This window comes from Labedaea rhizosphaerae (genome assembly GCF_004362825.1).
Classification (GTDB): Bacteria; Actinomycetota; Actinomycetes; order Mycobacteriales; family Pseudonocardiaceae; genus Labedaea; species Labedaea rhizosphaerae.
This window is the reverse complement of sequence record NZ_SNXZ01000004.1, coordinates 156,164-178,190: the sequence shown is the minus strand read 5'-3', so window position 1 is coordinate 178,190 and position 22,027 is coordinate 156,164. Positions and strand designations below refer to the sequence as shown.

The window sequence follows — 22,027 nt, the reverse complement described above, 5'->3', positions numbered from 1 at the left end:
CCGAGGTGGACCGCTTCCGGTGGTCAAACCTGCGGGGTTGCGGGGTCGGTGCCGCCCTGGTCGAGCCGGAACGGCGGATAGCGGTCGGTCATCAGGCCGGTGTAGGCCGCCACCCGCAGCGCCCACCGGTCGAAACCGAGCACGAGGTCGTAGAGCGACCGCGGGTACCGGCCGGTGAACAGCAAGGCGATCGCGCTGATCAACACGAGCAACGCGACCAGCCCGCCGCCCGTGGACAGGACGTTCCAGCCGTCGTCGGTGGTGGCGCGGGAACCGGCCCACAACCCGCCGCCGACGATGATCGACAGCACGATGAGGTGCGGCAGGACGAGCAGCCACCACTTGACCAGCACCAGGCCCCGGGACAGGTGTTCGGGGTAAGGCACCTCGAGGTGTGCCGGGTAGACAGCCACCTCGGCGAGGGTGAAGGGCGGGTACCGGTCGGTGCCCAAGGCGCCGTAGCCGTAGTAGTTCACCCGCCAGGTCCACCGCAGCACACCGACGTTGAAGTCGAACAATGGTCGTGGATAGCGCCCGGTGATCAGGATCGCGAAGAACGCGATCACGCTGACCACGCAGAAGCCCACCCACAGGAACAACAAGGCGATGAAGTGCGGGATCAGCAAGAACCACTTGACCAGCCACAGACCGCGGGAGACCGAAGGTTCGGCGTCCGCGTCTACGCGGACCGGGTAGGGCGTGCGGGGGTCGGTCATGGTGTGCTCCCGGGGGCCGGCTCGTCGGGGAGGACGGAGATGACGAGCTTTCCGCAGGCCTTCCCGTCGAGCAGGTGGCGAACGGCGGCGGCGACGTCCGCCAACGGATAGCTGCGCTCGATCGCCGGGGTGAGGCTCCCGTCCTCGATCAGTCCACTGAGGACAATCAGGTCGGCGGCGGTTTCCTTGGCGACGAAGGTGCCCAATTCCTGGTGGACGAACGGGGACAGCAGCTTGGCCCGGACCTGGCGCCCGCTGCCGCCGAGCAGTCGCCCGTCGGTCTCCCCGCCGACGATGACGAGCCGCCCCCGCGGGGTGAGCGCACGGCGGAGCCGGGACAGTCGGGCATTGCCGCCGATGTCGAGGATGACGTCGTAGCGCTGTCCGCCGTCGGCGAAGTCGTCGCGGGTGTAGTCGATGACGTGGTCGGCGCCCAGGGATCGGACCAGGTCCACCTTGCCGGTGCTGCAGACGCCGGTGACGTCCGCGCCGAACGCCTTCGCGAGCTGCACGGCGAACGTGCCGACGCCGCCGGACGCGCCGATGATCAGCACCTCCTCGCCGGCTTGGACGTGTCCGTGGTCGCGCACCGCCTGCAGGGCGGTCACGCCCGAGACAGGGACGACCGCGGCTCCCTCGAAGGAGAGGCGTGGGGGCATCGGTGCGAGCTTGCCGGTTCGGGCGATGGCGTGCTGGGCGAAGGTGCTGGTGGCCATCCCGAACACCGCGTCGCCGGGCGCGAAGCCGCTGACGCCGGGGCCGATCGCCTCGACCGTCCCGGCGAAGTTCCGGCCCGGGTTGGCGAACTTCGGCCGCCGCAACCCGAAACCGGCGAGCCGGATCGGGTAGGGCAGGCCGGACATGATGTGCCAGGTGCCCCGGTCGACGCTGGCCGCGTGCACCCGCACCAGGACCTCGTCGTCGCCGGCGGTCGGCGTGTCGATCCGCGCGAGCCGGAAGAGACCCTCGGGCGCAGGGCTGTAGTGGTCCTGCACGACGGTCGTCGTCATGCCGGTCTTGGTCGAAGAGCCTTTGCTGTCGTCGAGCCGCGCGGTGCGCATCGTGGCCTTCGCTCTCATGGAGCATCGGAGAGGCGCGAACGCGCCGCATCCCCGCGGGGCCGGTCCGTGACCTCTCGACAGCGCGCGAGATTCGTGCGCCGTAAGGAAACCGTGTACCTCGGCCACGCCGACGTCAAGGGGGTAAAGGTCCCCAAGTGTCCTGATCGGCCCCGCGGTCCGCGCAATGGCTAACCCGCCAGGGCACGGGCTTCGACCCGCGCGGCTGGGACCTGGCGGACGCCGGGGTGGACGAAAACGAACACCGTCAGCGCCGCCATCATGACCGCGCCCAGGACGTAGGGCACCGCGGGTGCGATCTCGTACAGGCCGTTGCCGATGAGCGGGCCGACCATGAACGTCAGTGCCGTGCAGGAGTTGAGAAGTCCGGCGACCGAGCTCTGTTCTTCTTTGCCGGCAAGGAGAGTCGGCGCGGACATGATGCCCGGCATGCCGAAGCCGAGGCCCAAGCCGAGCACGCCTACGCCCACAGCCACCAGCACGCCCGTCTGGGCGACGGTGACCGCGACCATGCCGACGGTCATGATCAGCGCGCCGGTTTGGATCAGGCGTGCCGGCCGCCAGCCCAGCCGTGGGATCACCAGGGCTTGGACCAGCACGATCATGCCCGCCCCGGCCAGCATGACCAGGCCGGTGGCCTGACCGGTCTCGTCGGCGGCCAGGTGCAGGCGGTCCTGCAGCAGGAAACCGACGGTCATCAGGACCAGGGTCAAGCCCAGGTACATGCCGAAGCAAGCGGTCAGGAACGGCCACATGCGACGGTCGAACGCGCTGACCTTCACCGTCACCGGGCGTTCGCGGTGGGCTTGGGGTTTGGGCAGGCTGAGCCACAGGACCACGGCGATCGCGCCGAGGATGACCGGTGCCACGTACATCGGGACCAGCAGGCCGCCGAAGCTCAGCAGGCCGCCGAGCGCGGGACCGACGGCGAGAGCAAGGCCTTGGGCCGCACCGAACAGGGACATGCCGCGGATGCGTTCGGCCTCGCCGGTGGTCACATCGGCCACATAGGACTGTGCGGTCACGGGCGTCGCGGCCCAGGCCAGACCGAACGCCAGGCCTCGGGTGAGCAGGACAAGCACGAACAGCAGCGGCACGGCCAGCACGCCCGACAGGCCGACCTGGGCGACGACGGCGAACGCCAGCAGGGCGGCCATCGCGCCCACCAGTGAGGTCAGCAGGACCGGGCGGTGGCCCCAGGCGATCGCGCGGCGTCCCCAGAACGGGCTGGTCAGCACCACACCCGACGCGCCGACCGTCATGACCAGGCCCAGCGCCAGTTCGCTGAACCCCAGCTCGCGCGCGAGCGGGGCGAGGATCGGGTTCACCATCTGCTGCCCCGTCATCAGGCCGAACACGGCGAGGCACACCAGGAGGATCGGCCGTCTGGAGTTGCCAGCGGCCTCGGAGGAGTTTTCGAACATGTTCCGAAAGTAGCACCGACCGTCGGCGGCTGTCGAACGGGAAGGCATGATGGGGCGATGCCCCGATCACCAGCCGCGCCCCGATCACCAGCCGTGCAGGGCCGCACCGGCCGGCCGCCGCGGACCTCGCGTGAAGAGATCCTGGCGGCGGCACGCGCGCTGGTCGATCGCGACGGGTGGGACAAGCTCACGATCCGGCGGCTGGCCGGGGAGCTCGGCGTCGGGGCGACCACGCTGTACCACCACCTGCGGGACAAGCAAGATCTGCTGGTCCAGCTGCTCGACCACTACGCCGAGCAGATCCCGCGCCCAGAGCTGCCACCCGATCCGCGCGAGCGCATCATCGTCGCCGCCATCACGATGCACGACTCGCTGGCGGGGTGGCCGCGGATCGCCGAGTTGCTCACGGCCGACGACCTCATCGGACGGTCGGCGTTGTGGATGGTCGACGCGATGGTGGGCGGGGCGATGGACTGCGGGTGCACGCCGGAGCAGGCCGTCGATGTCTACCGCGGGATCTGGTACTACACGGTCGGCGAGATCACGGTGCGGGCCCACGCGGCCCGGCGGCGCGCGACCGACGAGCGCCCGGTGCACCGCGATGTCGTCTACCGCAGCTTGGACGGTGCTGAGTTGCCCGCATTGGCGGCGGTCGCGCAGGACTGGCCGCGGTGGACCACGAAGGACACCTATCGGCAGGGGCTGCGGGCTTTCGTCAGCGGGATGCTCGCGGAGCTGACCGGGGCGGGGTGACACGATCAGGTGAATCCGCGTGGCGGCACCTGGTCTTTCGGATTTTGGTTGTCAGGAGCACCTTCTTCGGTCCGGCACACTTCCCGCCATGGCACTGTTGTTCGAACTCGGGACGGAAAACGTGCCGGACTCGACGATCGCGTGGTTCACCTTCGGTGGCGCCGTGGGCGGGGTGCTGATCGCCGGGCTGGTCGCGTTATTCGTGGCCGCGGGTAGGCGGCGGGCGGAGCGGCGGCGGCTGGTCGCCGAGCACCACCGGCAGCTCCGGCTGGACCGGCGCGAGGTCTACGCCGGGTACTGGACGGCCTGGAACCGCCTGCACCACGACATCAGGACGCTCTACCTGCGGTCGCGCGCGGGTGAGGCTGGCGACGGCGAGCGGCTGCGTTCGTCCGAAGTGGACTGGCGGGCGGCGGCCAACCTCCTGGCGTTGCTCGGTGGGCCGGCCGTCGTTGACGCGGCCCGTGGGCACGTGGCGATGACCGACGAGAAGCTGGCCCAGGCCCGCGACGGCAAGTGGCACCGCGACCACGACGGCGCCGCCTACCGCGCGCTCACCGCGGCGATGCGGGTTGACCTGGTCGAACCGGCGACGTGACCGGCAGCCGGTAGCGCGCCACCACCGGCAGGCTCACCAACGCGAGCACACCGGGCAACACCGTGAACCCCAGCAGGATGCCGCTCAGCGCGCTCGCCGGCTGCGGCACCGGATCGCCGCTGCTCGACACGAACGACGACAACGCCAGCACCGCACCGAACAACGCCGGGCCCGCCGCCAGCGCCAGCGTCTCCGCGCCGGTCCACACCCCGCTGAACGCGCCGGACTGCCGGGTGCCTGATCGTGCCTCGTCCGCCGCGATCGTGTCGGGGAGCATGGCCAGGGCGAACAACTGCTGACCGGCGTACCCGATGCCGACCAGCGCGAGCTGCCCGCACGCGAGCCACTTCGTCGACGGGTGCAGGGTCGCGACCATGGAGATCGCGGCGACGCCGAACAAGGTCACCGAGGTGATCAGGCCGGCGCGCTTGCCATAGCGGGCACCGAACTTCGCCCACGCCGGCATGACCAGGATCGCCGGGCCGATCGTGCATAGGAACAACACGGTGGTCAGTCCCGAGTCGCCGAGGCGGTACTCGGCGATGTAGGGCTCGCCGGCGAGCATCACGCCGACGCCGAGGCTCTGCGCGAGGAAAGCCGCGAGCAGCAGCACGAACGGCTTGTTGCCCAGCGCCAGCCGCAACTGCGCACGCACCCCCATGCCCGGCGCGCCGTGCGGGTGCAGCGGCAGCCGTCGGGTGGTGAACGCCGCGATGAGCAGCGATGCCGCGATCACCACCGCCATGACGACGCCCATCAGCGCGTAGCCGCCGCGGTTCTTGCCCGCCGCCGCCACGATCGCCGGTGCGCCGGCGCCCGCGATCAGGATGCCGAGGGTCAGCATGACCATCCGGTACGCGGTCAACCTCGTGCGTTCGGCCGGGCTCTCGGTCAGTTCGGCGGGGAGCCCGACGTACGGGACCTGGAACACCGCGTATGCCGTGGCGGCCAAGGTGAACGTGACGCCGACGTAGACCGCGGCCACGCCCGGGGACACGTCGGGGGTCGCGAACATCAACGCGAACAACGGCGGCAGCGTGCAGCCGCCCGCCACCAGGAAGCGCGTCCGTCCACCGTGGACGGCGGCGCTGCGGTCGCTGAGGGCACCGATCACCGGGTTCGCGACGACGTCCCACGCCTTGGCGCCGAACAACACCGCGCTCGCGACGCCCGCGGGCACCGCCAGCACGTCGGTGAGCTGGTAGAGCAGCAGCAACCCGGGCACGGTGGCGAACGCGGCCGCGCCCACCGAACCGACCGCATACCCGAGCACCGCCCGCCGCGGGAGCCGGTCCGTCACGGCAACGGCTTGAGCATGGCGTCGGCGACGCGGTGCAGGTGCAGCCGGAACGCCTCCACCGCGGCGGGGTCGCCCGGGCCGGTGCGGTGGTCGTCGCGGTCGAAGACACCGCCGGTGCAGAAACCGTAGATGGACCAGACGAGGGTGCGCACGAGCAGGTGCGGGCTCTCGGCCTGGTCGCCGACCGCGGCCTCGATCTGCCGGTAGGCGGGCAGCGCGTAAGCGGTCTCGGCGTCGGGCAGGTCGCCGTCCTCGTCGAGCCAGCGGCGCATCCACAACATCGGGACCTCGGGGTTCGCGATGCAGAACGCCAGGTACCGGTCGAGGGCCTCGAACAGCGCACGGCGCCGGGCCGCCGGGTCGTCGGGCAGCGCGTCCGGGAGCGCACCCAGCAGCACCGTGCGTTCCTGGCGGTCCATCTCCTCGAGGACCTGCTGGTAGAGCTCGCGCTTGCTGCCGACGTGATAGGCGATCGTGGCGATGTTCAGCCCGGCCTCCGCACCGATCGCGCGGGTCGAGGTGCCCTCGTAGCCGGTGCGGGCGAACAGGGTGCGTGCCGCGTCGAGGATCCGCCGCTTGCTGTCCGGCTCCGTCGCCTGATCATCCATCCGGCGAGTGCAACACAGCCGCGGTGGCACAGTCAATCAATTGATTGCTTGACCTGGAGCGCGCACCAGCACCTAGCTTTCGATCGCACACGAACCAAGGGGTGGGGACATGACGTCAGTTGCTTTGATCACCGGCGGCTCGACCGGGATCGGTGCCGCCGCGGCCCGCCAGCTGTTGGCCAAGGGACACCAGGTCACGGTTACCGGACGCGGCAAGGAAAAGCTCGACCAGTTCGCCTCGGGACTCGACCCGGCGAACGTGCTGACCATCGCCGGTGACGCCGCCGACGACGCGTCGGTGCGGGACGCGGTGGCGGCGACGCTGGAGCGGTTCGGGCGGATCGACACCGTGGTCGCGAACGCCGGCTTCGCCACCCACGACACCCTGGCCGACGGCGACACCGCCGCCTGGCGGGAGATGGTGCTGACCAACGTGCTCGGCCCGGCCCTGCTGATCCGCCACGCGCTGCCCGCGTTGAAGGAATCGAAGGGGCGGATCGTGCTCGTCGGCAGCGTCGCCGGGTTCCAGAACGCGCCGGGGAACATCTACGGGATCACCAAGTGGGCGGTCACCGGGCTCGCCGAGAACACGCGGCGGATGGTCACCGCGGATGGCGTCGGGGTCACCCTGATCGCGCCCGGACGGGTGGAGACGCCGTTCTGGGATGGGCTCGGGCACCTGCCGGAGGGGCGGTTGCTCACCGCGGACGAGCTAGCCGCGTCGATCGTGTGGGCCATCGAGCAGCCGGCAGGGGTGGACGTCAACACCATGATCATCCGGCCGGTGGGTCAGCCGGTCTAGCGACATGTCGTTTTTCCGCTAGACCTCGGCGGGCTCGGCGGGCAGGCTCGTGGGGTGCATGAGGACTTCGACCGGTGCGTGCGTGCCGTGCAGGGCAAGGACGCCCGGTTCGACGGGTGGTTCTTCACCGCGGTGCTGACCACCGGCATCTACTGCCGGCCCAGCTGCCCGGTGGTACCGCCGAAGGTCGAGAACATGCGGTTCTACCCGAGCGCCGCGGCCGCGCAGCAGGCCGGGTTCCGTGCCTGCAAGCGGTGCCGGCCGGATGCGAGCCCGGGCTCGCCGGAGTGGAACCAGCGGGCGGACCTCACCGCGCGCGCCATGCGGTTGATCGCCGACGGCGTCGTCGACACCGACGGCGTCCCCGGGCTCGCCGCGCGGCTGGGCTACAGCGTGCGGCAGATCGAGCGGCAGTTGCGGGCCGAGCTCGGCGCGGGGCCGCTTGCCTTGGCGCGGGCCCAGCGGGCGCAGACCGCTCGCGTGTTGATCGAGACCACCGAACTGCCGATGACGGAGGTGTCCGCGGCGGCGGGGTTCGCGAGCATCCGCGCGTTCAACGACACCGTGCGCGAGGTGTTCGCGACCTCGCCGACGGAACTGCGTCGTCGCGGCAAGCCACACGGGACGCCAGGGGTGCTCGATCTCCGGTTGCCGTTCCGGGCGCCGCTCAACCCCGACAACCTGTTCGGCCACCTCGCGGCGACCGCCGTCCCCGGCGTCGAGGAGTGGCGCGACGGTCGGTACCGCCGGACGATGCGGTTGCCCCGCGGGCACGCCGTGGTCGCGTTGCGGCCGACGCCCGAGCACATCGACTGCCGGTTGTCGCTGACCGACCTGCGTGATCTGCCGGTGGCCATCAGCCGCTGCCGGTGGCTGCTCGACCTCGACGCGGACCCGGTCGCGGTGGACGACCTGCTGTGCGAGGACCCGATGATGGCGCCGTTGGTGCGCAAGGCGCCGGGTCGGCGGGTGCCGAGAACCGTCGACCCGCCAGAGTTCGCGGTGCGGGCCGTGCTCGGGCAGCAGGTGTCGACCGCTGCCGCCCGCACGCACGCGTCGCGACTGGTGGTGGCCCACGGCAGGCCGATCGAGGATCCGGGTGGTGGGCTGACGCACTTGTTCCCGTCGGTCGCCGCGTTGGCCGAGCTGGATCCGATGGCGTTGGCCATGCCGCAGTCGCGGCGGACGACCATGACCACGTTGGTGGGTGCCCTGGCCTCGGGTGAGCTCTCCCTGAGCGTCGGCAGTGATTGGGAGCAGGTGCGGGCGCAGCTGTCGGCGTTGCCGGGGTTCGGGCCGTGGACGGTGGAGAGCATCGTGATGCGGGCGCTCGGCGACCCGGACGCGTTCCTGCCCAGCGACCTCGGGATCCGTTACGCCGCGCGGGATCTGGGGTTGCCCACCACGCCGGGCGCGTTGACCAAGCACTCCGCGGCATGGCGGCCGTGGCGTGCGTACGCCGTGCAATACCTGTGGGCGACCGGTGACCACGCCATCAACCGGCTGCCTGATCAGAGGGTGGAATGAGTCGTAGTCACACCATTGTGGACAGTCCGATCGGGTCGTTGACGCTGGTTGCGGTGGACGGCCTGCTCGCCGGGCTCTACATGGAGCAGCACCGGTATGCGCCCGACCACGCCACCTTCGGACCACGCGACCCGACGGTGTTCGCGGCCGCTGTCGCGCAGCTGGAGGAGTACTTCGCCGGTGAGCGGCGGGAGTTCGACATCCCCGTCGTGTTCGAGGGGACGCCGTTCCAGCAGACCGTGTGGCGGGCGCTGCAGGAGATCCCGTGCGGCGAGACGGTGTCGTACCGGGAGCTGGCGGAACGGATCGGGCGGCCGAGCGCGTCGCGTGCGGTCGGGTTGGCGAACGGGCACAACCCGATCAGCATCGTGGTCCCTTGCCATCGGGTGGTGGGGTCGAACGGCAGCCTCACCGGGTACGGGGGCGGCATCGAGCGGAAGCGCTATTTGCTGAACCTGGAGCGTGGGCAGGCCATGCTCAGCTGAACGTTTGAGGCTGAGCTCGTGCCGCGGTGCTCGCGAAGGTCGAACAGCGCTTGTCTGGGCGGCTCTCGCCGGTGCCGAGCCGACGGACGAGGCCGCGTGCGGTTGCCGGGCTCGACGGCGTTGTCAGGGGCCGCCAACCAGGGACCACGATCCGGCCAAGGACGACGTGGGTCATCGGCGTGTCAGCGATTTGGCCGGACACCGGACATCGGCAGTGCTCTGAATCGACAGTGGCTGTGGGTCCTCCCGTTGGCTTGAATCGATGGGCTGAGCAGCACCTGGGGTGCAGGGGCCGCGTGCGGAGGGATGAAAAGCCGGGTTTGTGGGCGTGCTGTGGGTAGCATGTGGCGCGCCCGGGTCGTCGGTGAGTGGAGAGCGCAGGCATGGTCGTCGGGGACGGGCGCCGGGAGCGGGTGGTCAGTCCCGTCGATTGGGTGATGCTCGCGCTTGCGGTGTTTTCCGTCGGGTTGCTGGGTTACATCACCTTCTTTCGGCACAGTGCGGAGACCGCGCACGCCGTTTTCGTCGTGGACACGAGCATTTGCGGGGTGTTCCTGCTCGAGTTCCTGTGGCGGTGGCGGCGGGATCGGTGGGCCAAGTCGTTCGTGGCGCGGAACTGGTTCGAGATCCTGGGCATGATCCCGATCGCGCACCCGGCGTTGCGTGGGTTCCGGTTGCTGCGGATCGTCGTGTTGTTGTTGCGGTTGGCGCGGGCCACGGACCGCGCACTGGGAGAGCGGTTCACCCAGCGGTTGGTCGAGCGGCTGTCGCGGCCGATCGTGCTGGCGATCAAGAAGCCGATCACGATCGCCGTGATGGACGAAGTGGTGAAGGTGCTCGAGACCGGGAACTACCCGGAGAACCTCTCGCGCTCGTTGTCGGCGAACCGGCAGCAGTTGCAGGAGATCATCACCGAGAAGTTGCGGGAGGACCCGCAGGCCGGACGGTTCAAGCGGTTTCCTTTCCATGACGAGATCGTGCAGTCCGTGCTCGACACGGCCATGCGGGTCACGCTGGCCGTACTGGCCGACCCGCGGATCGACGAGTTCTTCGCCGACGTGGTGCGGGACAACCGGGAACAGATCCGGCAGGCCATCCAGCTCGGGTTGAACGAACGAGCTGACGACGACGCGGACGAGGAGCGGCGCGAGGAGCTGATGAAGCAGCTCCCGGCTCGGCCGCAGGGCGCGCTGGCGCATTTCCCCAAGGCCGCGCAGGATTCCGAGATCTGAGTCGAGGCCGGTCCGGCTCGGGTGGCCGCCGAACTGATGCGTTCGGCTCAGGCCCGCTGGAGGGCCTCGACCAACGGGGTTAAGCGGTCCATGCCCACGGCGAAGGCCAGGTGGTCGGCGTAGTCGCGGGACCGCAAGATCAAGCCGTCGCGAACGGTGAGGACGTAGATGTTGCGGACCACGAACTCCTTCGTGTTCTCGCCGTGGGGTCGGACGTGGTACTCGAACTCGCCGATCACCGTCTCCGGGTCGGTGGTCTGGTGGACGACGATGTTGTGCGCGGACATGTCCATCGGCATGTCCCGGGCGCTGTCGAAGTGCCGGCGGAGGGCTTCCCGGCCACGCAGCACGGTGGCGCGCGGGGTGTTCATCGGATGCTCGACGACCGTGTCCTCGGCGTACAGCGGCGGCAGGTCGTCCCACTTCTTGCCGGTGACACCGTCGATCAGGGCGTACATGACCTCGGTGGGCGTTGCGGACATGGCGATCTCCTCGAAGGAAGTACAATCGGACTCGTGACTCCGATTACTATACGGACTGATCAGTCCGGTTGTCCAGTGGGGGGTGGAAGTGGTGCGCGCTGACGCGCGGCGCAACCGCGCCAAGCTGCTGGAAGTGGCCGAGCAGGTCTTCAAGGAGCGCGGCACCGATGTCCCCACGGAGGAGATCGCGCGTGCCGCCGGCGTGGGCGTCGGCACGCTGTTCCGGCACTTCCCGACCAAGGAAGCGCTGCTCGAAGCCGTCTTCCTCAACCGGATGGAGCGGCTGGCCGAGCGGGCCGAGCGGCTGATCGCCGACGAGGAGCCCGGTTCGGCGTTCTTCACGTTCTTCCTGATGCTGGTCGAGCAGTCGGCCATGAAGAACGTGCTCGCCGCCGCGCTGGCCGAGGCGGGGATCAACGCCAAGGACGTCACCGCCGGCATCCGGGGCGGGTTCCGCGGGCACATCGCGACCCTGCTCGAACGCGCGCAACAGGCCGGCGCGGTGCGAGGCGACATCGGGGTGGACGACGTGATCGCGTTGCTGCTCGGGCTCGCGGCCGCCGGGGAGCAGACCGAGTTGGACGCCGCCGTGGCCAGACGCACCGTGGACATCGTGCTCGCCGGGTTGAAAGTGGCGCCGCAAAAGGATTTGACCACCGGTTTAGCGTCGCCGTCGTGATCCAAGCGGCATTGCGTGCGAGCATCGAAGGCCGGTCGGTCCGGGTGGGGCCGTTCCTGGTGGTGTTCAACGAACGCAGCGACAACCCGTTCCGCAACTACGCCATCCCGGACGACGGCGCCGAGCCGACCGATGCCGAGCTGGCAGCGCTGGTCGACGCCTTCCGTGCGCGGGAACGAAAACCGCGTTTCGAGCTCGTCACGCCCAACCCGCCCGTCGAGGCGGCGCTCGAGCGGTTCGGGTTCACCGTCGACGACCGGCTCGTGCTGATGGCGATCGACGAGAACGATCTGACCGCACCTGATCCGGTGCCCGGCATCGAACTGGTGGTGGCCGACACCGACGAGACGATGTGGGATGCGCTGCGCATCCAGTACGTGGCCTACGCGGAGGGTGCCGAGCTCGTTCAGGCCGATGTGGACGGTGCGTTGCGCGCCGGGGCCGACGGTCAGGTCATGGTGCTCGCGACCGTGGACGGCAAGCCGGCGGGTGCGGGCCAGTCCACCGTGCCGAAGCTGGGTATGACCGAGATCGCCGGGGTCGCGGTGCTGCCGGAGTTCCGCAGGCGCCACGTGGCCTCGCTGATCGGCGCGGAGCTGACGAAGCGCGCGTTCGCCGCCGGTCTGCGGCCGTACCTGCAGTGCGAGACCGAGAACGAGGGCCGGCTCTACGGCAAGCTCGGCTACCGCAACTCCGGCGAGCTGGTGACCGCGTCCTTGACCTGCAGTTAACTTCAGCTACCACCATGGGTGCGACAGGACCCAAGGAGAGAACATGTCTGTCGCACTCATCACCGGGGGCTCGCAGGGTTTCGGCCGCGCGCTGGCGCGGGCGCTGGTCGCGCGGGGCGACCGCGTGGTGCTCGACGCGCGGGGTGCCGGCGCATTGCGTGCGGTCGCCGCGGAACTGGGCGACCGGGCGGTCGCGATCGTCGGTGACGTCACCGATCCCGGGCACCGGGCCGAGCTGGCGGCCGCCGTGCGCGCGCTCGGCCGCCTCGACCTGCTGGTGAACAACGCCAGCACGCTCGGTCCCAGCCCGCAGCCGAAGCTGGCGGACTACCCGGTCGCGGAGTTCGAACGGGTGCTCGCGGTGAACCTGACCGCGCCGCTGGCGTTGACCGCCGAGCTCATGCCCGAGCTGGTCGCGGCGCGTGGCACGGTGGTCAACATCAGCTCCGACGCCGCCGTCGAGGCCTACGAGGGGTGGGGTGGCTACGGCAGCGCCAAGGCCGGGCTGGACCACCTGAGCGCGGTGCTCGCCGTCGAGCAGCCCGACCTCGCCGTGTACGCCTTCGACCCGGGCGACATGCGCACCGAGATGCACCAGGCGGCCTTCCCCGGTGAGGACATCTCCGACCGGCCCGAGCCGGAGACCGTGGTGCCCGCGCTGCTCCGGTTGCTGGCGCGGCGACCACCGAGCGGGCGGTACGTCGCGAGCCAAGTGGTGGCGGCATGACGCTTACGTTCACGTTGCCCGGCGAGCTCTCGGCCGCGGAGCCGCCGGAGGCACGCGGGCTGACCCGCGACGGCGTGCGCTTGCTGGTCGCGGGCCCGCAAGGTTTGACGCACACGACGTTCGCCGCGCTGCCGGACCACCTGCGGCCAGGCGACCTGGTGGTGATCAACACCTCGCCCACGCTGGCCGCCGCGGTCGAGGCGCGCCGGGCCGACGGACGCCACGTCGCGGTGCACTTCGCCGGCCATCGGCCGGACGGCTCGTGGGTGGTCGAGATCCGGCCCGCGCGGCAGGCGACCGGGCCGGTTCAGGACATCGTCGTGGGGGAGCGGTTCACGGTGTCCGGCTTGACCCTCATCGCCCGCGAGCCGGTCGACGCTCGGTTGTGGACGGTCACTGTGGACGGTGATGTGCTCGAGCTGTTGGCATCGCACGGCAAGCCGATCAGTTATGCCTATGTCCACGGTTCGTGGCCGATCGCCGACTACCAAACGGTTTTCGCCCAGGACGACCGTGGCTCGGGCAGCGCCGAGATGCCCAGCGCCGGGCGGCCGTTCAGCACCCGGACGATCACCGACCTGGTGGCGAAAGGGGTCGCCGTGGCGCCGATCGTGCTGCACACGGGCGTGTCGTCGGCCGAGAAGGGCGAGCCGCCGCAGGCCGAACCCTACCGGGTGCCCGCGCCGACCGCGCGCCTGGTCGAGCTGACCAGGGCCAACGGCGGCCGGGTGGTGGCCGTCGGGACGACGGTGACCAGGGCGTTGGAGACGGTGGCCGACCCGGACGGAACGGTGCATGCCGGCGAGGGCTGGACGGAGCTGGTGCTGGGGCCGGACCGGCCCGCGCGGGTGGTGACCGGGCTGGTCACCGGGTGGCACGCGCCCGGCGCATCGCACCTGTCGTTGTTGGAAGCCGTTGCGGGACAAGAACTCGTGGCGAAGGCGTATGCCGAGGCGGTCGCGCGGCGCTACCTCTGGCACGAATTCGGCGACAGCTGCCTGCTGTTGCCCTAACATTCGAGCCATGACCTTCGAGGAGCAGTTCCTGGGCCGGTGAGCGGCCGCGACCCGCGCAGCAGGCGGGAACTCGGCAAGCAGCGACGGCCCAGGGCGCACCTCTGTTGGGGCCACCTGACCATCGCGCCGTTGTGGCCCTTGCACGGGGCGAACCTCGGTACCTTGTTGCGCACTTGCGACGCGGTGGGTGCGTGCCTGGCGGTGCCGCGGTGGCCGTGGGTGAAGCAAGCGCTTGCGCGCGGCAACACGTTGCGGCACCGGTCGTGCGTGCACTGGGTGAACGACCCGGTCCGCTGGCTGCAGCGCCAGGCCGCGGCCGGGCACGCGATCGTCGGGGTTGAACTGGTGGACGGCGCCTGCCGGTTGGCCGACCTGCCGATGGCACGCGAGCCGACGATCGTCGTGCTGGGGCACGAGCAGACCGGGATCCCGGTCGCGGCGCTCGACCTGGTGGGCACGGCGGTGGAGATCCCGATGGTGGGCACGGGGATGAGCCTCAACGTTGCCGTCGCCGGTTCGCTCGTGGCTTACAAGCTCGCGGGGATGATCTAGCGATCACCGGTGGTTGAGCAACGCATGCGACTCGGAATTTCCCTGCAGCCGGCCTGGCCGATCGAGGACGGCGCGAGCGTGCTCCGCGCCGCGCGGCACGCCGAGGACCTGGGCTTCGACCACGTCGCGGTCGGCAACCGCGTGCTGGACAGCGGGTTCGGCCTCGACGCGGACCCGTTCGTGCTGCTCTCGGCGGTGGCGGGCGCGACGACGCGGGTGCGGCTGCTGACGTCCGTGCTCGTCGCGCCGTACTACCCGGCGCTGCTGCTGGCGAACCAGGCCGCCAGCCTGGACGTCCTGTCTGGCGGCCGCCTGATCCTGGGCGTCGGCACGGGCTGGAACCCGGACGAGTTCGCCGGGCTCGGGCTGTCGGCCAAGGAACGGGGCGCGCGCACCGACGACCACCTCGCGGCGGCCAAGGCCCTGTGGACGCGGCGGCCCGCGGACTTCGAGGGCCGGTTCACGACGCTGCACGGCGCGAACCTGGGCACGCCGCCGCTCACGCCCGGCGGGCCGCCGGTGTGGGTCGGCGGGCAGAGCGAGGCGGCGTTGCGCCGGGTGCAGCGCTTCGGTGCCGGGTGGTACGGCTCGGGCGCCGATGCCGCTGCGGTCGCCGCCGTCCGGGAGGAACTGCCGGAGCACCTGACGCTTGCGTCGGCGCAGTTCTTCACCCCGCCTGGCGTCGACGCGGTGTCCCCGTTGTCGGGCCGGCCACTCGGCGGGGAGACGCCCAGCGCCGCGAGCATCGCCGACGATCTCGGGCAACTCGCCGAGGCCGGGCTCACCACGTGCACGTTGTGGCTGCCGATCGCGGCGGCGGACGTCGAGCGGACGATGGACTGGATCGCGGCCGAGGTCGTCCCTCTGCTAGGCAGCTGAGGGAACGAGCAGTTCGCGGATCTCGCGGACGGCGGTGCGGCCCGCGCGGTTGGCGCCGATGGTGCTGGCCGACGGGCCGTAGCCGACCAGGTGCAGCCGCGGTTCGGCGACCACGCGCGTGCCGTCCATCCGCACGCCGCCGCCGGGTTCGCGCAGCTTCAACGGGGCCAAGTGGTCCAGGGCGGCGCGGAAACCGGTGCTCCACAGGATCACGTCGGCCCGCTCGAAGCGCCCGTCCGGCCAGACCACGCCGTCCGGCGTGATGTGGTCGAACATCGGCTTGCGGTCGAGGATGCCGTTGGCCAGGGCCGCGCCGATCTCGGGCGTGCGCATCAGGCCGGTCACGCCGACCACGCTGATCGGCGGCAGGCCGGCACGCACCCGCCGGTCGACCATGGCCACGGCGCGACGGCCGAGGTCCTCGGTGAACGGTGGCTCGCGGAAGACCGGTGGCCTGCGGGTCACCCAGGTCGTGGTGGCCACTGTGGACAGTTCCAGGACCAGCTGCACCGCCGTCGTGCCGCCACCGACGACGATGACGTGCCGGCCCGCGAACTCGGAAGGTCCGACGTAGTCGGCCGCGTGCAGCTGGCGGCCCAGGAACGACGACTGGCCCGGGTAGTGGGGCCAGAACGGGCGAGTCCAGGTACCCGTCGCACTGATCACGGCACGCGCCGGGAAGTTCCCCGCGGTGGATTCCACGAGCAGGCCGCCGTCCACGCGACGGACGGCGGACACCGGCGCGGGACGGATCACGTCGAGGTCCCACGCGCGCTCGTAGCGGTCGAAGTAGTCGGCCACGACGTCGCTTGCCCTGCGGTTCTCGTCGACGGCGCCCAGCGGCAGGCCGGGCAGCTCGTGCAGGCCGTGGACGTCGCGGAACGCCAGCGTGGGCCAGCGGTGCCGCCACGCGCCGCCGGGACCGTCGTTGCCGTCGAGCACGACGAAGTCGAGGCCGTGCTTGCGCAGGAAGTACGCGCTGGACAGGCCCGCCTGCCCAGCACCGATCACCACTACGTCGTGCACATCCCGATCAACGCGAGGACGGCGCCGGGTCTTCCTTGGCGAGCACCGCTGTGACCTCCACCTCCAGCAACGCCCCCGGCTTGAACAGCGCCGCCACCTGAACCGTCGTGCTCGTCGGCTGCCGCCCGGCCATCCGGGCCCGCCGCACGGCGCCGTAGTCGGCGAGTTGGCCCAGGTCCAGCATGTAGGTGCGGATGTTCACCACGTCGGCGAGCGTCGCGCCGTAGGCGCTGAGCAGCGCCGCCACGATGTCGAAGATCCGTTCCGACTGCGCTGCCACGCCGTCGAGGACGTTGCCGTCGTCGTCCACGCCGATCTGGCCGGAGAGCACGAGCAGGGTCGCGGCGCCCACGTCGATCCGGGCGACCTGGGAGTACGGGCCGACGGGGCCGGGTGCGCCCACGGGGTTCTCGATCACTGCGGTCATGGCGTCGAGCATCGCCGAGATCCACCCATGCGACTAGCGAAGATCAGGCATGGCTGCTATGCGTGGACGACATGGATACCGCCGCGCTCGCCGTCTTCCGCGAAGTGGCCCGCCTCGGGTCGTTCACCGCGGCCGCGAAGACGCTGCGCTACACGCAGTCGGCCGTGTCGCGGCAGGTCGCGGCGTTGGAGGCCGACCTCGGCATCGAGCTCTTCGAACGCCTCCCGCGTGGTGTGCGCCCGACGCCGGCCGGGCAGGCCCTGCTCGGTCACGCCGAGGCTGTCCTCGACCGGCTGGCCGCGGCGCGCCGGGAGCTGGAGGCGATTGGCGGGCTCGGCGCCGGTGGGCTCCGCATCGGCGCGTTCCCCAGCGCGGTGGTGTCACTCGTGCCGCAGGCCATGGCGCGCCTGCGGGCCGAGCACCCGGCACTGGAACTGACGCTGACCGAAGGGCTGACCAGCGGGCTGGTGACCGCGGTGGCCGCCGGTGACCTCGACGTCGCCGTGGTCAGCTCGCCGGGGAAGCCACCGGGGGTGCGGCTGGTGAAGCTGATGGACGACCCGGTGCTCGTCGCCTTGCCTGCCGGGCACCGGTTGGCCGGGCGGAAGACCGTGCGGCTGGCGGAGCTGGCCGGGGAGGACTGGATCGCGGGGCGGCGCAGTGCGCAGGACACGTTGATCGCGCTCGGCAGCGACTCGTTGCCGCCGATCAGGCACCTGGTCGCGGAGTGGTCGGCGAAGCAGGGCATGGTCGCGGCGGGGCTCGGCGTCACGGTGATCCCCTCGCTCGCCGTGCGGGGAACGCGTTCGGATCTGGCCCTCGTGGCCTTGCACCCACAGCAGCCGCGGCCGGTGTACGTGGCGACGGCGAAAACACCTTCCCCTGCGGTGCAAGCGTTTTCGGACGTGTTGGGCCAAGTCGCAGCGCAGCCGCGCTGAGCCTGTCATGCTCGGGTGAGTGACGGACCGTGTGGAGCTCGACACGCAGGAGGCACACCGGCTCGCCGGTGCCCTCATCGCCCTCATCGACGGCGCGCGGCACCGGGTGAACCCCGACGGCGCCTCGCCGGTGGTCGAGCGGATCACCGAGCACGTCGGGTGCGCGCTCGCCGACATGCCCAACGTCAGCACCCGGTTCGACGTGTGGGACCACGTGAACGTCGACCGCGGGGTGCAGAGCTACCTGGCACAGCGGTCGCCGCGGGCCGAGTGGTTCGGCATCACCGGCGTGCACCACACCCACGCCGACCTGCTCGACATGCTCGCGCAGGCCGCCCGGTCCGGTGCCTACCAACTCGGCGCGGTGGACTACGCGACAGCGGCGACCGGGCCGGACGAGGCGGCCGAGATCGTCCAGTTCGGACTCGTGCGGACCACCGCACCGGACGGGGCGCCGGTGGTGCTGGCGCTGCGCGGCCCCGTGGACTACATGCCCGACACCGGGTGCGTGCTGCGGGTGCTCGCCGCCGACCGCGACACCGCCGCCGCGGTGCGCGCCGAGATCGAGCGGCTGGTGCGGGCACACGACGTGTACCGAGGGCAGCTGCTCTCCTTCGACGTCAGCGAGCACCGGGGCAACGGTCTGGTGTCGTTCCTGCCGCGCCCGGTGCTGGACGCGCACGACGTCGTGCTGCCTTCGGGTGTGCTGGCGGCGGTCGAGCGGCACGTCGTGCGCAGCGCGGAGCAGTCCGACCGGCTGCGTGGGCACGGCCAGCACCTCAAACGCGGCGTGATGTTGTACGGCCCGCCCGGCACCGGGAAGACGCACACGGTGCGGTACCTGATGAGCCGGCTCGCCGGCCGGACGGTGCTCGTACTGTCCGGGCGGGCACTTGTGCGGATGCTGCCGCAGGCGGTGAGCATGGCGCGCCGGTTGCAGCCGTCGGTGCTGGTGCTGGAGGACGTCGACCTGGTGGCCGAGGAGCGCGGTGCACCGGGCAGCTCGCCGGTGCTGTTCGAGCTGTTGAACCGGATCGACGGCGTGGACGCCGACGCCGACGTGACGTTTCTGTTGACCACCAACCGGGTCGACACGGTCGAGCGGGCGTTGAGTGAGCGGCCCGGCCGCGTCGACCTCGCGGTGGAGATCCCGAAACCCGACGCCGACGGCCGCGAGCGGTTGCTGCGGTTGTACGCCGAGGGTGCCGACCTGGAGCTGCCGGACGCGTCGCGGATCGTCGCGGACACCGACGGGGTGACGGCGTCGTTCATGCGGGAACTGGTGCGCCGCGCGGTGTCCGAGCAACTCCACCGGGTCGCCCGCGACGAGCGGGTGCGGCTGACCGAACCCGTGCTGCGCGAAGCGCTGGACGAGTTGCTGGACCAGCGCAACCGGCTCACGCGGGTGATCGTCGGTGGCCGATGAGGCCCGATCCGCGGTCACGGCCGCCGGTGCGGACCGCGAAGTTGTTGCGGCTGTTGTACGAACGCGAGATCGACTGGGTGCTCAGTGGTTCGGCCGTGCTGGTGCTCTACGGCGCGGACCTGCGACCCAACGACCTCGACGTCGTGCCGTTGCTCGACTCGGCCAACCTGCGCAGGCTCGCCGAGGTGTTGCTCGAAGTCGACGCGGTGCCCGCGTATTGGCCGGATGGCTTGTCCCTCGAGGACTGCCTGGCGTGGACGCCGGAGCCGCCGACCGCCGGGCAACTGGACCACTTGTTCGTGACCAGCCTTGGCATGGTCGACATCCCACCGGCTTCGACCGGCAGCTACCTCGAGCTGGCGCCGAACGCGACCGAGCTCGAGTTGGCCGGCGTGCCGGTCTGCGTCTGCGCGCCCGAGGCGGTGCTCGACCGGTTGCCGGCCAAGCCACGCACGAAAGATGTCGCACGGGCCGGGCAGTACGCGGTGGTTCGCGAGGCGCTGGGCAACGGCCGGGCACCGCGGTCGAACCCGTGGTTCGAGCACTGACTGTCGCATTCGTTCAAGAATGGTGTGGGTGGGGTCGCTAGCGTCGTCGGCATGCGATCGAACGAGTTGATGGCAGCGGCCGCGCCCCAGGCGAAGCGGGTCGTCGCGGGGGTGCGCGACGACCAGTTGGACGCACCGACGCCGTGTTCGCAGTGGACGGTGCGGCGGCTGCTCAACCACTTGTTGTTGTGGTCCGGCACCATCAACGCACTCGCCGCGAAGCGGGAGCCGATCCCCGTCGACCTCAAGGACGGCGAGACCGACTACGTCGCCGAGCCGGGCTGGGCGAAGCAGTTCGCGCAGTCGCTCGACGACGCCGTCGCCGCGTGGTCCGAGCCGGGCGCGCTGGAGGGCACCACGTCCATGGGGCGCTCGGACATGCCCGCCGAGGTGGTCGTGAAGATGCTCTTCGGCGAGTTGGTCTTCCACGTCTGGGACCTCGCCAGGGCGACCGGTCAGCCCTTCGACTGCGACGAGGAGTTGGCCGAGGCCGCCCGGCAGGTGGTGGAGATGTTCGAGCAAGGCCGCGAGCACGGCGTGTACCAGGCCGTGGTGCCAGTGCCCGACGACGCCTCCACACTGGACAAGGCCCTGGCGTTGAGCGGGCGCGACCCGGACTGGTCCGCCTGATCCGACCGGATCCGCACTAGGGTGTTACCGACGAGTCACCTTGTGCGGATTCTGGGAGATGCCCATGGCGGACCTCACGGCCCGGCTGGCCGAGCTGGTCGGCGACGAGCACGTGCTGCCCGGCGAAGAGCAGCCGGACTACGGCCACGACGAGGCGCTCGGCGCCACCCCGCAGGCCCCCGCCGCCGTGGTGCGGCCGGGTTCGGCCGACGAGGTCGCGGCCATCCTCAAGGTCGCGGCCGAGCAGGGCACGCCGGTCACCGCGCGTGGCTCGGGTTCGGGGCTGTCCGGCGCGGCGCGGCCGGTGCCCGGTGGCATCGTCGTGTCGTTCGAGCGGATGAACAAGCTGCTCGAACTCGACGAGGACAACCACGTCGCGGTCGTGCAGCCGGGCATCACGCTGACCGAGCTGGAGGAGCGCACCAAGGCGGCCGACCTGGTCTACCCGGTGTACCCCGGTGAGCTGTCGGCGAGCCTCGGGGGCAACATCGGCACCAACGCGGGTGGCATGCGTGCCATCAAGTACGGCGTCACCAGGCACAACGTGCTCGGCCTGCAGGCCGCGCTGCCGAGCGGTGAGCTGATCAGCACCGGCGGCCGGTTCGTCAAGGCGAGCACGGGCTACGACCTGACGCAGCTGATCATCGGCTCGGAGGGCACGCTCGCACTGGTCACCGAGGCGATCCTGCGGCTGCAGCCCAGGCTCACCCAGCAGGCCACGGTGCTCGCCCCGTTCGGCACGCTCGCCGAGGTCACCGACGCCGTCACGAAGGTGGTCAAGAGCGGGGTCGCGCCGCTGATCCTCGAATACATCGACGCGTTGACCATGGGTGCCATCACCTACACCAACGACTTGCAGCTCGGCATTCCCGACCAGGTCCGCGACAGCTCGCAGGCCTACCTCGTGGTGATGCTGGAGAACGCCGATGCCGACCGGCTCGACGAGGACACGGAGAAGCTCGGCGAGTTGCTGACCGGGCTCGGCGCCGCCGACGTGTACGTGCTGCCCGGCCCGTCGGCCCGCCGGCTGATCGAGGCGCGCGAGAAGGCGTTCTGGACCGCGAAGGCGGCGGGCGCGCAGGACATCATCGACACCGTGCTGCCACGGGCGGCGCTGCCGGAGTTCTTCACCGAGGTCACGCGCATCCAGCAGGCGACGGCCAGCGGCATCGTCGGGTGCGGGCACGCGGGCGACGGCAACGTCCACCTGGCGATCTTCCAGGCCGACGACCAGGCGCGGGCCGGCGTGCTGGAGCAGCTGTTCGCCGCGGCCGCCAAGCTCGGTGGCGCGATCTCCGGCGAGCACGGCATCGGGCGCGGGAAGAAGTCGTACTTCCTGGCGTCCACCGACCCCGCGAAGGTCGAGCTGATGCGCCGGATCAAGCAGGCCTTCGATCCCAGCGGCGTCCTGAACCCGGGCGTCCTGTTCGACTGATTCGCTG

25 protein-coding genes are annotated in these 22,027 nt (G+C 70.8%); 17 read left to right on the top strand and 8 right to left on the bottom strand.

Going from position 1 to position 22,027, the window contains the following annotated elements:
• Positions 1-23 precede the first annotated feature (23 nt).
• The 3 genes from EV186_RS23590 to EV186_RS23580 all read right to left on the bottom strand — a co-directional run bounded on the left by EV186_RS23590 (position 24) and on the right by EV186_RS23580 (position 3,219).
• A complete protein-coding gene (locus EV186_RS23590) occupies positions 24-716 on the bottom strand; it encodes a DUF4389 domain-containing protein (protein WP_133851586.1) in 693 nt (230 codons plus the stop codon).
• The gene (locus tag EV186_RS23585) at positions 713-1,795 is read right to left on the bottom strand and encodes an NAD(P)-dependent alcohol dehydrogenase (protein ID WP_243754230.1); all 1,083 of its coding nucleotides are present in this window, start codon (positions 1,793-1,795) and stop codon (positions 713-715) included. The genes EV186_RS23590 and EV186_RS23585 overlap by 4 nt, the downstream gene beginning before the upstream one ends.
• A 170-nt stretch (positions 1,796-1,965) precedes the next feature.
• On the bottom strand, positions 1,966-3,219 hold the full coding sequence (locus EV186_RS23580) for an MFS transporter (protein ID WP_166659295.1): 1,254 nt from the start codon (positions 3,217-3,219) through the stop codon (positions 1,966-1,968).
• A gap of 57 nt (positions 3,220-3,276) precedes the next feature.
• Here EV186_RS23580 and EV186_RS23575 point away from each other — a divergent pair, with 57 nt between their 5' ends.
• Both EV186_RS23575 and EV186_RS23570 read left to right on the top strand, forming a co-directional pair.
• On the top strand, positions 3,277-3,972 hold the full coding sequence (locus EV186_RS23575) for a TetR/AcrR family transcriptional regulator (protein ID WP_133851584.1): 696 nt from the start codon (positions 3,277-3,279) through the stop codon (positions 3,970-3,972).
• 88 nt (positions 3,973-4,060) lie between these two features.
• Entirely contained in the window at positions 4,061-4,570 is a 510-nt protein-coding gene (locus EV186_RS23570; RefSeq protein ID WP_133851583.1) for a hypothetical protein, read from the top strand.
• Here EV186_RS23570 and EV186_RS23565 read toward each other — a convergent pair.
• Together EV186_RS23565 and EV186_RS23560 are read right to left on the bottom strand one after the other, a co-directional pair.
• On the bottom strand, positions 4,527-5,870 hold the full coding sequence (locus EV186_RS23565; protein ID WP_133851582.1) for an MFS transporter: 1,344 nt from the start codon (positions 5,868-5,870) through the stop codon (positions 4,527-4,529). The two genes, EV186_RS23570 and EV186_RS23565, sit on opposite strands and share 44 nt — an antisense overlap.
• Complete coding sequence (locus EV186_RS23560) at positions 5,867-6,478, bottom strand: TetR/AcrR family transcriptional regulator (RefSeq protein ID WP_133851581.1); 612 nt, start codon at positions 6,476-6,478, stop codon at positions 5,867-5,869. The genes EV186_RS23565 and EV186_RS23560 overlap by 4 nt, the downstream gene beginning before the upstream one ends.
• Positions 6,479-6,587: 109 nt before the next feature.
• Between EV186_RS23560 and EV186_RS23555 the strand changes: the two genes are divergently transcribed.
• The 4 genes from EV186_RS23555 to EV186_RS23540 all read left to right on the top strand — a co-directional run bounded on the left by EV186_RS23555 (position 6,588) and on the right by EV186_RS23540 (position 10,524).
• Positions 6,588-7,280, top strand: coding sequence for an SDR family oxidoreductase (locus EV186_RS23555; RefSeq protein ID WP_133851580.1), 693 nt, complete (start codon positions 6,588-6,590; stop codon positions 7,278-7,280).
• Between the two features lie 54 nt (positions 7,281-7,334).
• Positions 7,335-8,807: an AlkA N-terminal domain-containing protein gene (locus EV186_RS23550; RefSeq protein ID WP_133851579.1), complete on the top strand. Its 1,473-nt coding sequence runs from the start codon at positions 7,335-7,337 to the stop codon at positions 8,805-8,807.
• Positions 8,804-9,292: a methylated-DNA--[protein]-cysteine S-methyltransferase gene (locus EV186_RS23545; protein ID WP_133851578.1), complete on the top strand. Its 489-nt coding sequence runs from the start codon at positions 8,804-8,806 to the stop codon at positions 9,290-9,292. Before EV186_RS23550 ends, EV186_RS23545 begins: the two co-directional genes overlap by 4 nt.
• A 383-nt stretch (positions 9,293-9,675) precedes the next feature.
• The gene (locus tag EV186_RS23540) at positions 9,676-10,524 is read left to right on the top strand and encodes an ion transporter (RefSeq protein WP_133851577.1); all 849 of its coding nucleotides are present in this window, start codon (positions 9,676-9,678) and stop codon (positions 10,522-10,524) included.
• A 47-nt stretch (positions 10,525-10,571) separates the two neighbouring features.
• Here EV186_RS23540 and EV186_RS23535 read toward each other — a convergent pair whose 3' ends face one another.
• Complete coding sequence (locus EV186_RS23535) at positions 10,572-11,006, bottom strand: nuclear transport factor 2 family protein (protein WP_133851576.1); 435 nt, start codon at positions 11,004-11,006, stop codon at positions 10,572-10,574.
• Between the two features lie 91 nt (positions 11,007-11,097).
• On the opposite strand from EV186_RS23535, the gene EV186_RS23530 reads away from it, so the two are divergent.
• From EV186_RS23530 to EV186_RS23505, 6 genes are read left to right on the top strand one after another with little or no spacing between them, the layout of a single operon-like run.
• Positions 11,098-11,685, top strand: coding sequence for a TetR/AcrR family transcriptional regulator (locus EV186_RS23530; RefSeq protein WP_243754229.1), 588 nt, complete (start codon positions 11,098-11,100; stop codon positions 11,683-11,685).
• Positions 11,682-12,416, top strand: a complete 735-nt coding sequence (locus EV186_RS23525) for a GNAT family N-acetyltransferase (protein ID WP_133851574.1) — start codon at positions 11,682-11,684, stop codon at positions 12,414-12,416. The genes EV186_RS23530 and EV186_RS23525 overlap by 4 nt, the downstream gene beginning before the upstream one ends.
• Positions 12,417-12,459: 43 nt before the next feature.
• Complete coding sequence (locus tag EV186_RS23520) at positions 12,460-13,143, top strand: SDR family NAD(P)-dependent oxidoreductase (RefSeq protein ID WP_133851573.1); 684 nt, start codon at positions 12,460-12,462, stop codon at positions 13,141-13,143.
• Positions 13,140-14,156, top strand: a complete 1,017-nt coding sequence (locus EV186_RS23515) for an S-adenosylmethionine:tRNA ribosyltransferase-isomerase (protein ID WP_133851572.1) — start codon at positions 13,140-13,142, stop codon at positions 14,154-14,156. Before EV186_RS23520 ends, EV186_RS23515 begins: the two co-directional genes overlap by 4 nt.
• Before the next feature lie 39 nt (positions 14,157-14,195).
• A complete protein-coding gene (locus EV186_RS23510; protein ID WP_133851571.1) occupies positions 14,196-14,711 on the top strand; it encodes a TrmH family RNA methyltransferase in 516 nt (171 codons plus the stop codon).
• Positions 14,712-14,735: 24 nt separating this feature from the next.
• Positions 14,736-15,590, top strand: coding sequence for a TIGR03619 family F420-dependent LLM class oxidoreductase (locus tag EV186_RS23505; RefSeq protein WP_133851570.1), 855 nt, complete (start codon positions 14,736-14,738; stop codon positions 15,588-15,590).
• Here the strand turns inward: EV186_RS23505 and EV186_RS23500 are convergent.
• Complete coding sequence (locus EV186_RS23500; RefSeq protein WP_243754228.1) at positions 15,579-16,601, bottom strand: NAD(P)-binding domain-containing protein; 1,023 nt, start codon at positions 16,599-16,601, stop codon at positions 15,579-15,581. The two genes, EV186_RS23505 and EV186_RS23500, sit on opposite strands and share 12 nt — an antisense overlap.
• Positions 16,602-16,623: 22 nt before the next feature.
• Positions 16,624-17,043 carry a RidA family protein gene (locus tag EV186_RS23495; RefSeq protein WP_133851568.1) on the bottom strand — a complete coding sequence of 140 codons (420 nt, stop codon included), beginning with the start codon at positions 17,041-17,043 and terminating at the stop codon, positions 16,624-16,626.
• A gap of 71 nt (positions 17,044-17,114) precedes the next feature.
• Between EV186_RS23495 and EV186_RS23490 the strand changes: the two genes are divergently transcribed.
• The 5 genes from EV186_RS23490 (at position 17,115) to EV186_RS23470 (ending at position 22,020) form a co-directional block, all read left to right on the top strand.
• Entirely contained in the window at positions 17,115-17,981 is an 867-nt protein-coding gene (locus EV186_RS23490) for a LysR family transcriptional regulator (RefSeq protein ID WP_133852128.1), read from the top strand.
• A gap of 19 nt (positions 17,982-18,000) precedes the next feature.
• Positions 18,001-19,407, top strand: coding sequence for an AAA family ATPase (locus EV186_RS23485; protein WP_133851567.1), 1,407 nt, complete (start codon positions 18,001-18,003; stop codon positions 19,405-19,407).
• A gap of 26 nt (positions 19,408-19,433) precedes the next feature.
• A complete protein-coding gene (locus EV186_RS23480) occupies positions 19,434-19,955 on the top strand; it encodes a nucleotidyltransferase family protein (RefSeq protein ID WP_133851566.1) in 522 nt (173 codons plus the stop codon).
• Between the two features lie 51 nt (positions 19,956-20,006).
• The gene (locus tag EV186_RS23475) at positions 20,007-20,585 is read left to right on the top strand and encodes a TIGR03086 family metal-binding protein (protein WP_133851565.1); all 579 of its coding nucleotides are present in this window, start codon (positions 20,007-20,009) and stop codon (positions 20,583-20,585) included.
• Positions 20,586-20,649: 64 nt separating this feature from the next.
• Positions 20,650-22,020 carry an FAD-binding oxidoreductase gene (locus EV186_RS23470; protein ID WP_133851564.1) on the top strand — a complete coding sequence of 457 codons (1,371 nt, stop codon included), beginning with the start codon at positions 20,650-20,652 and terminating at the stop codon, positions 22,018-22,020.
• Positions 22,021-22,027 lie beyond the last annotated feature (7 nt).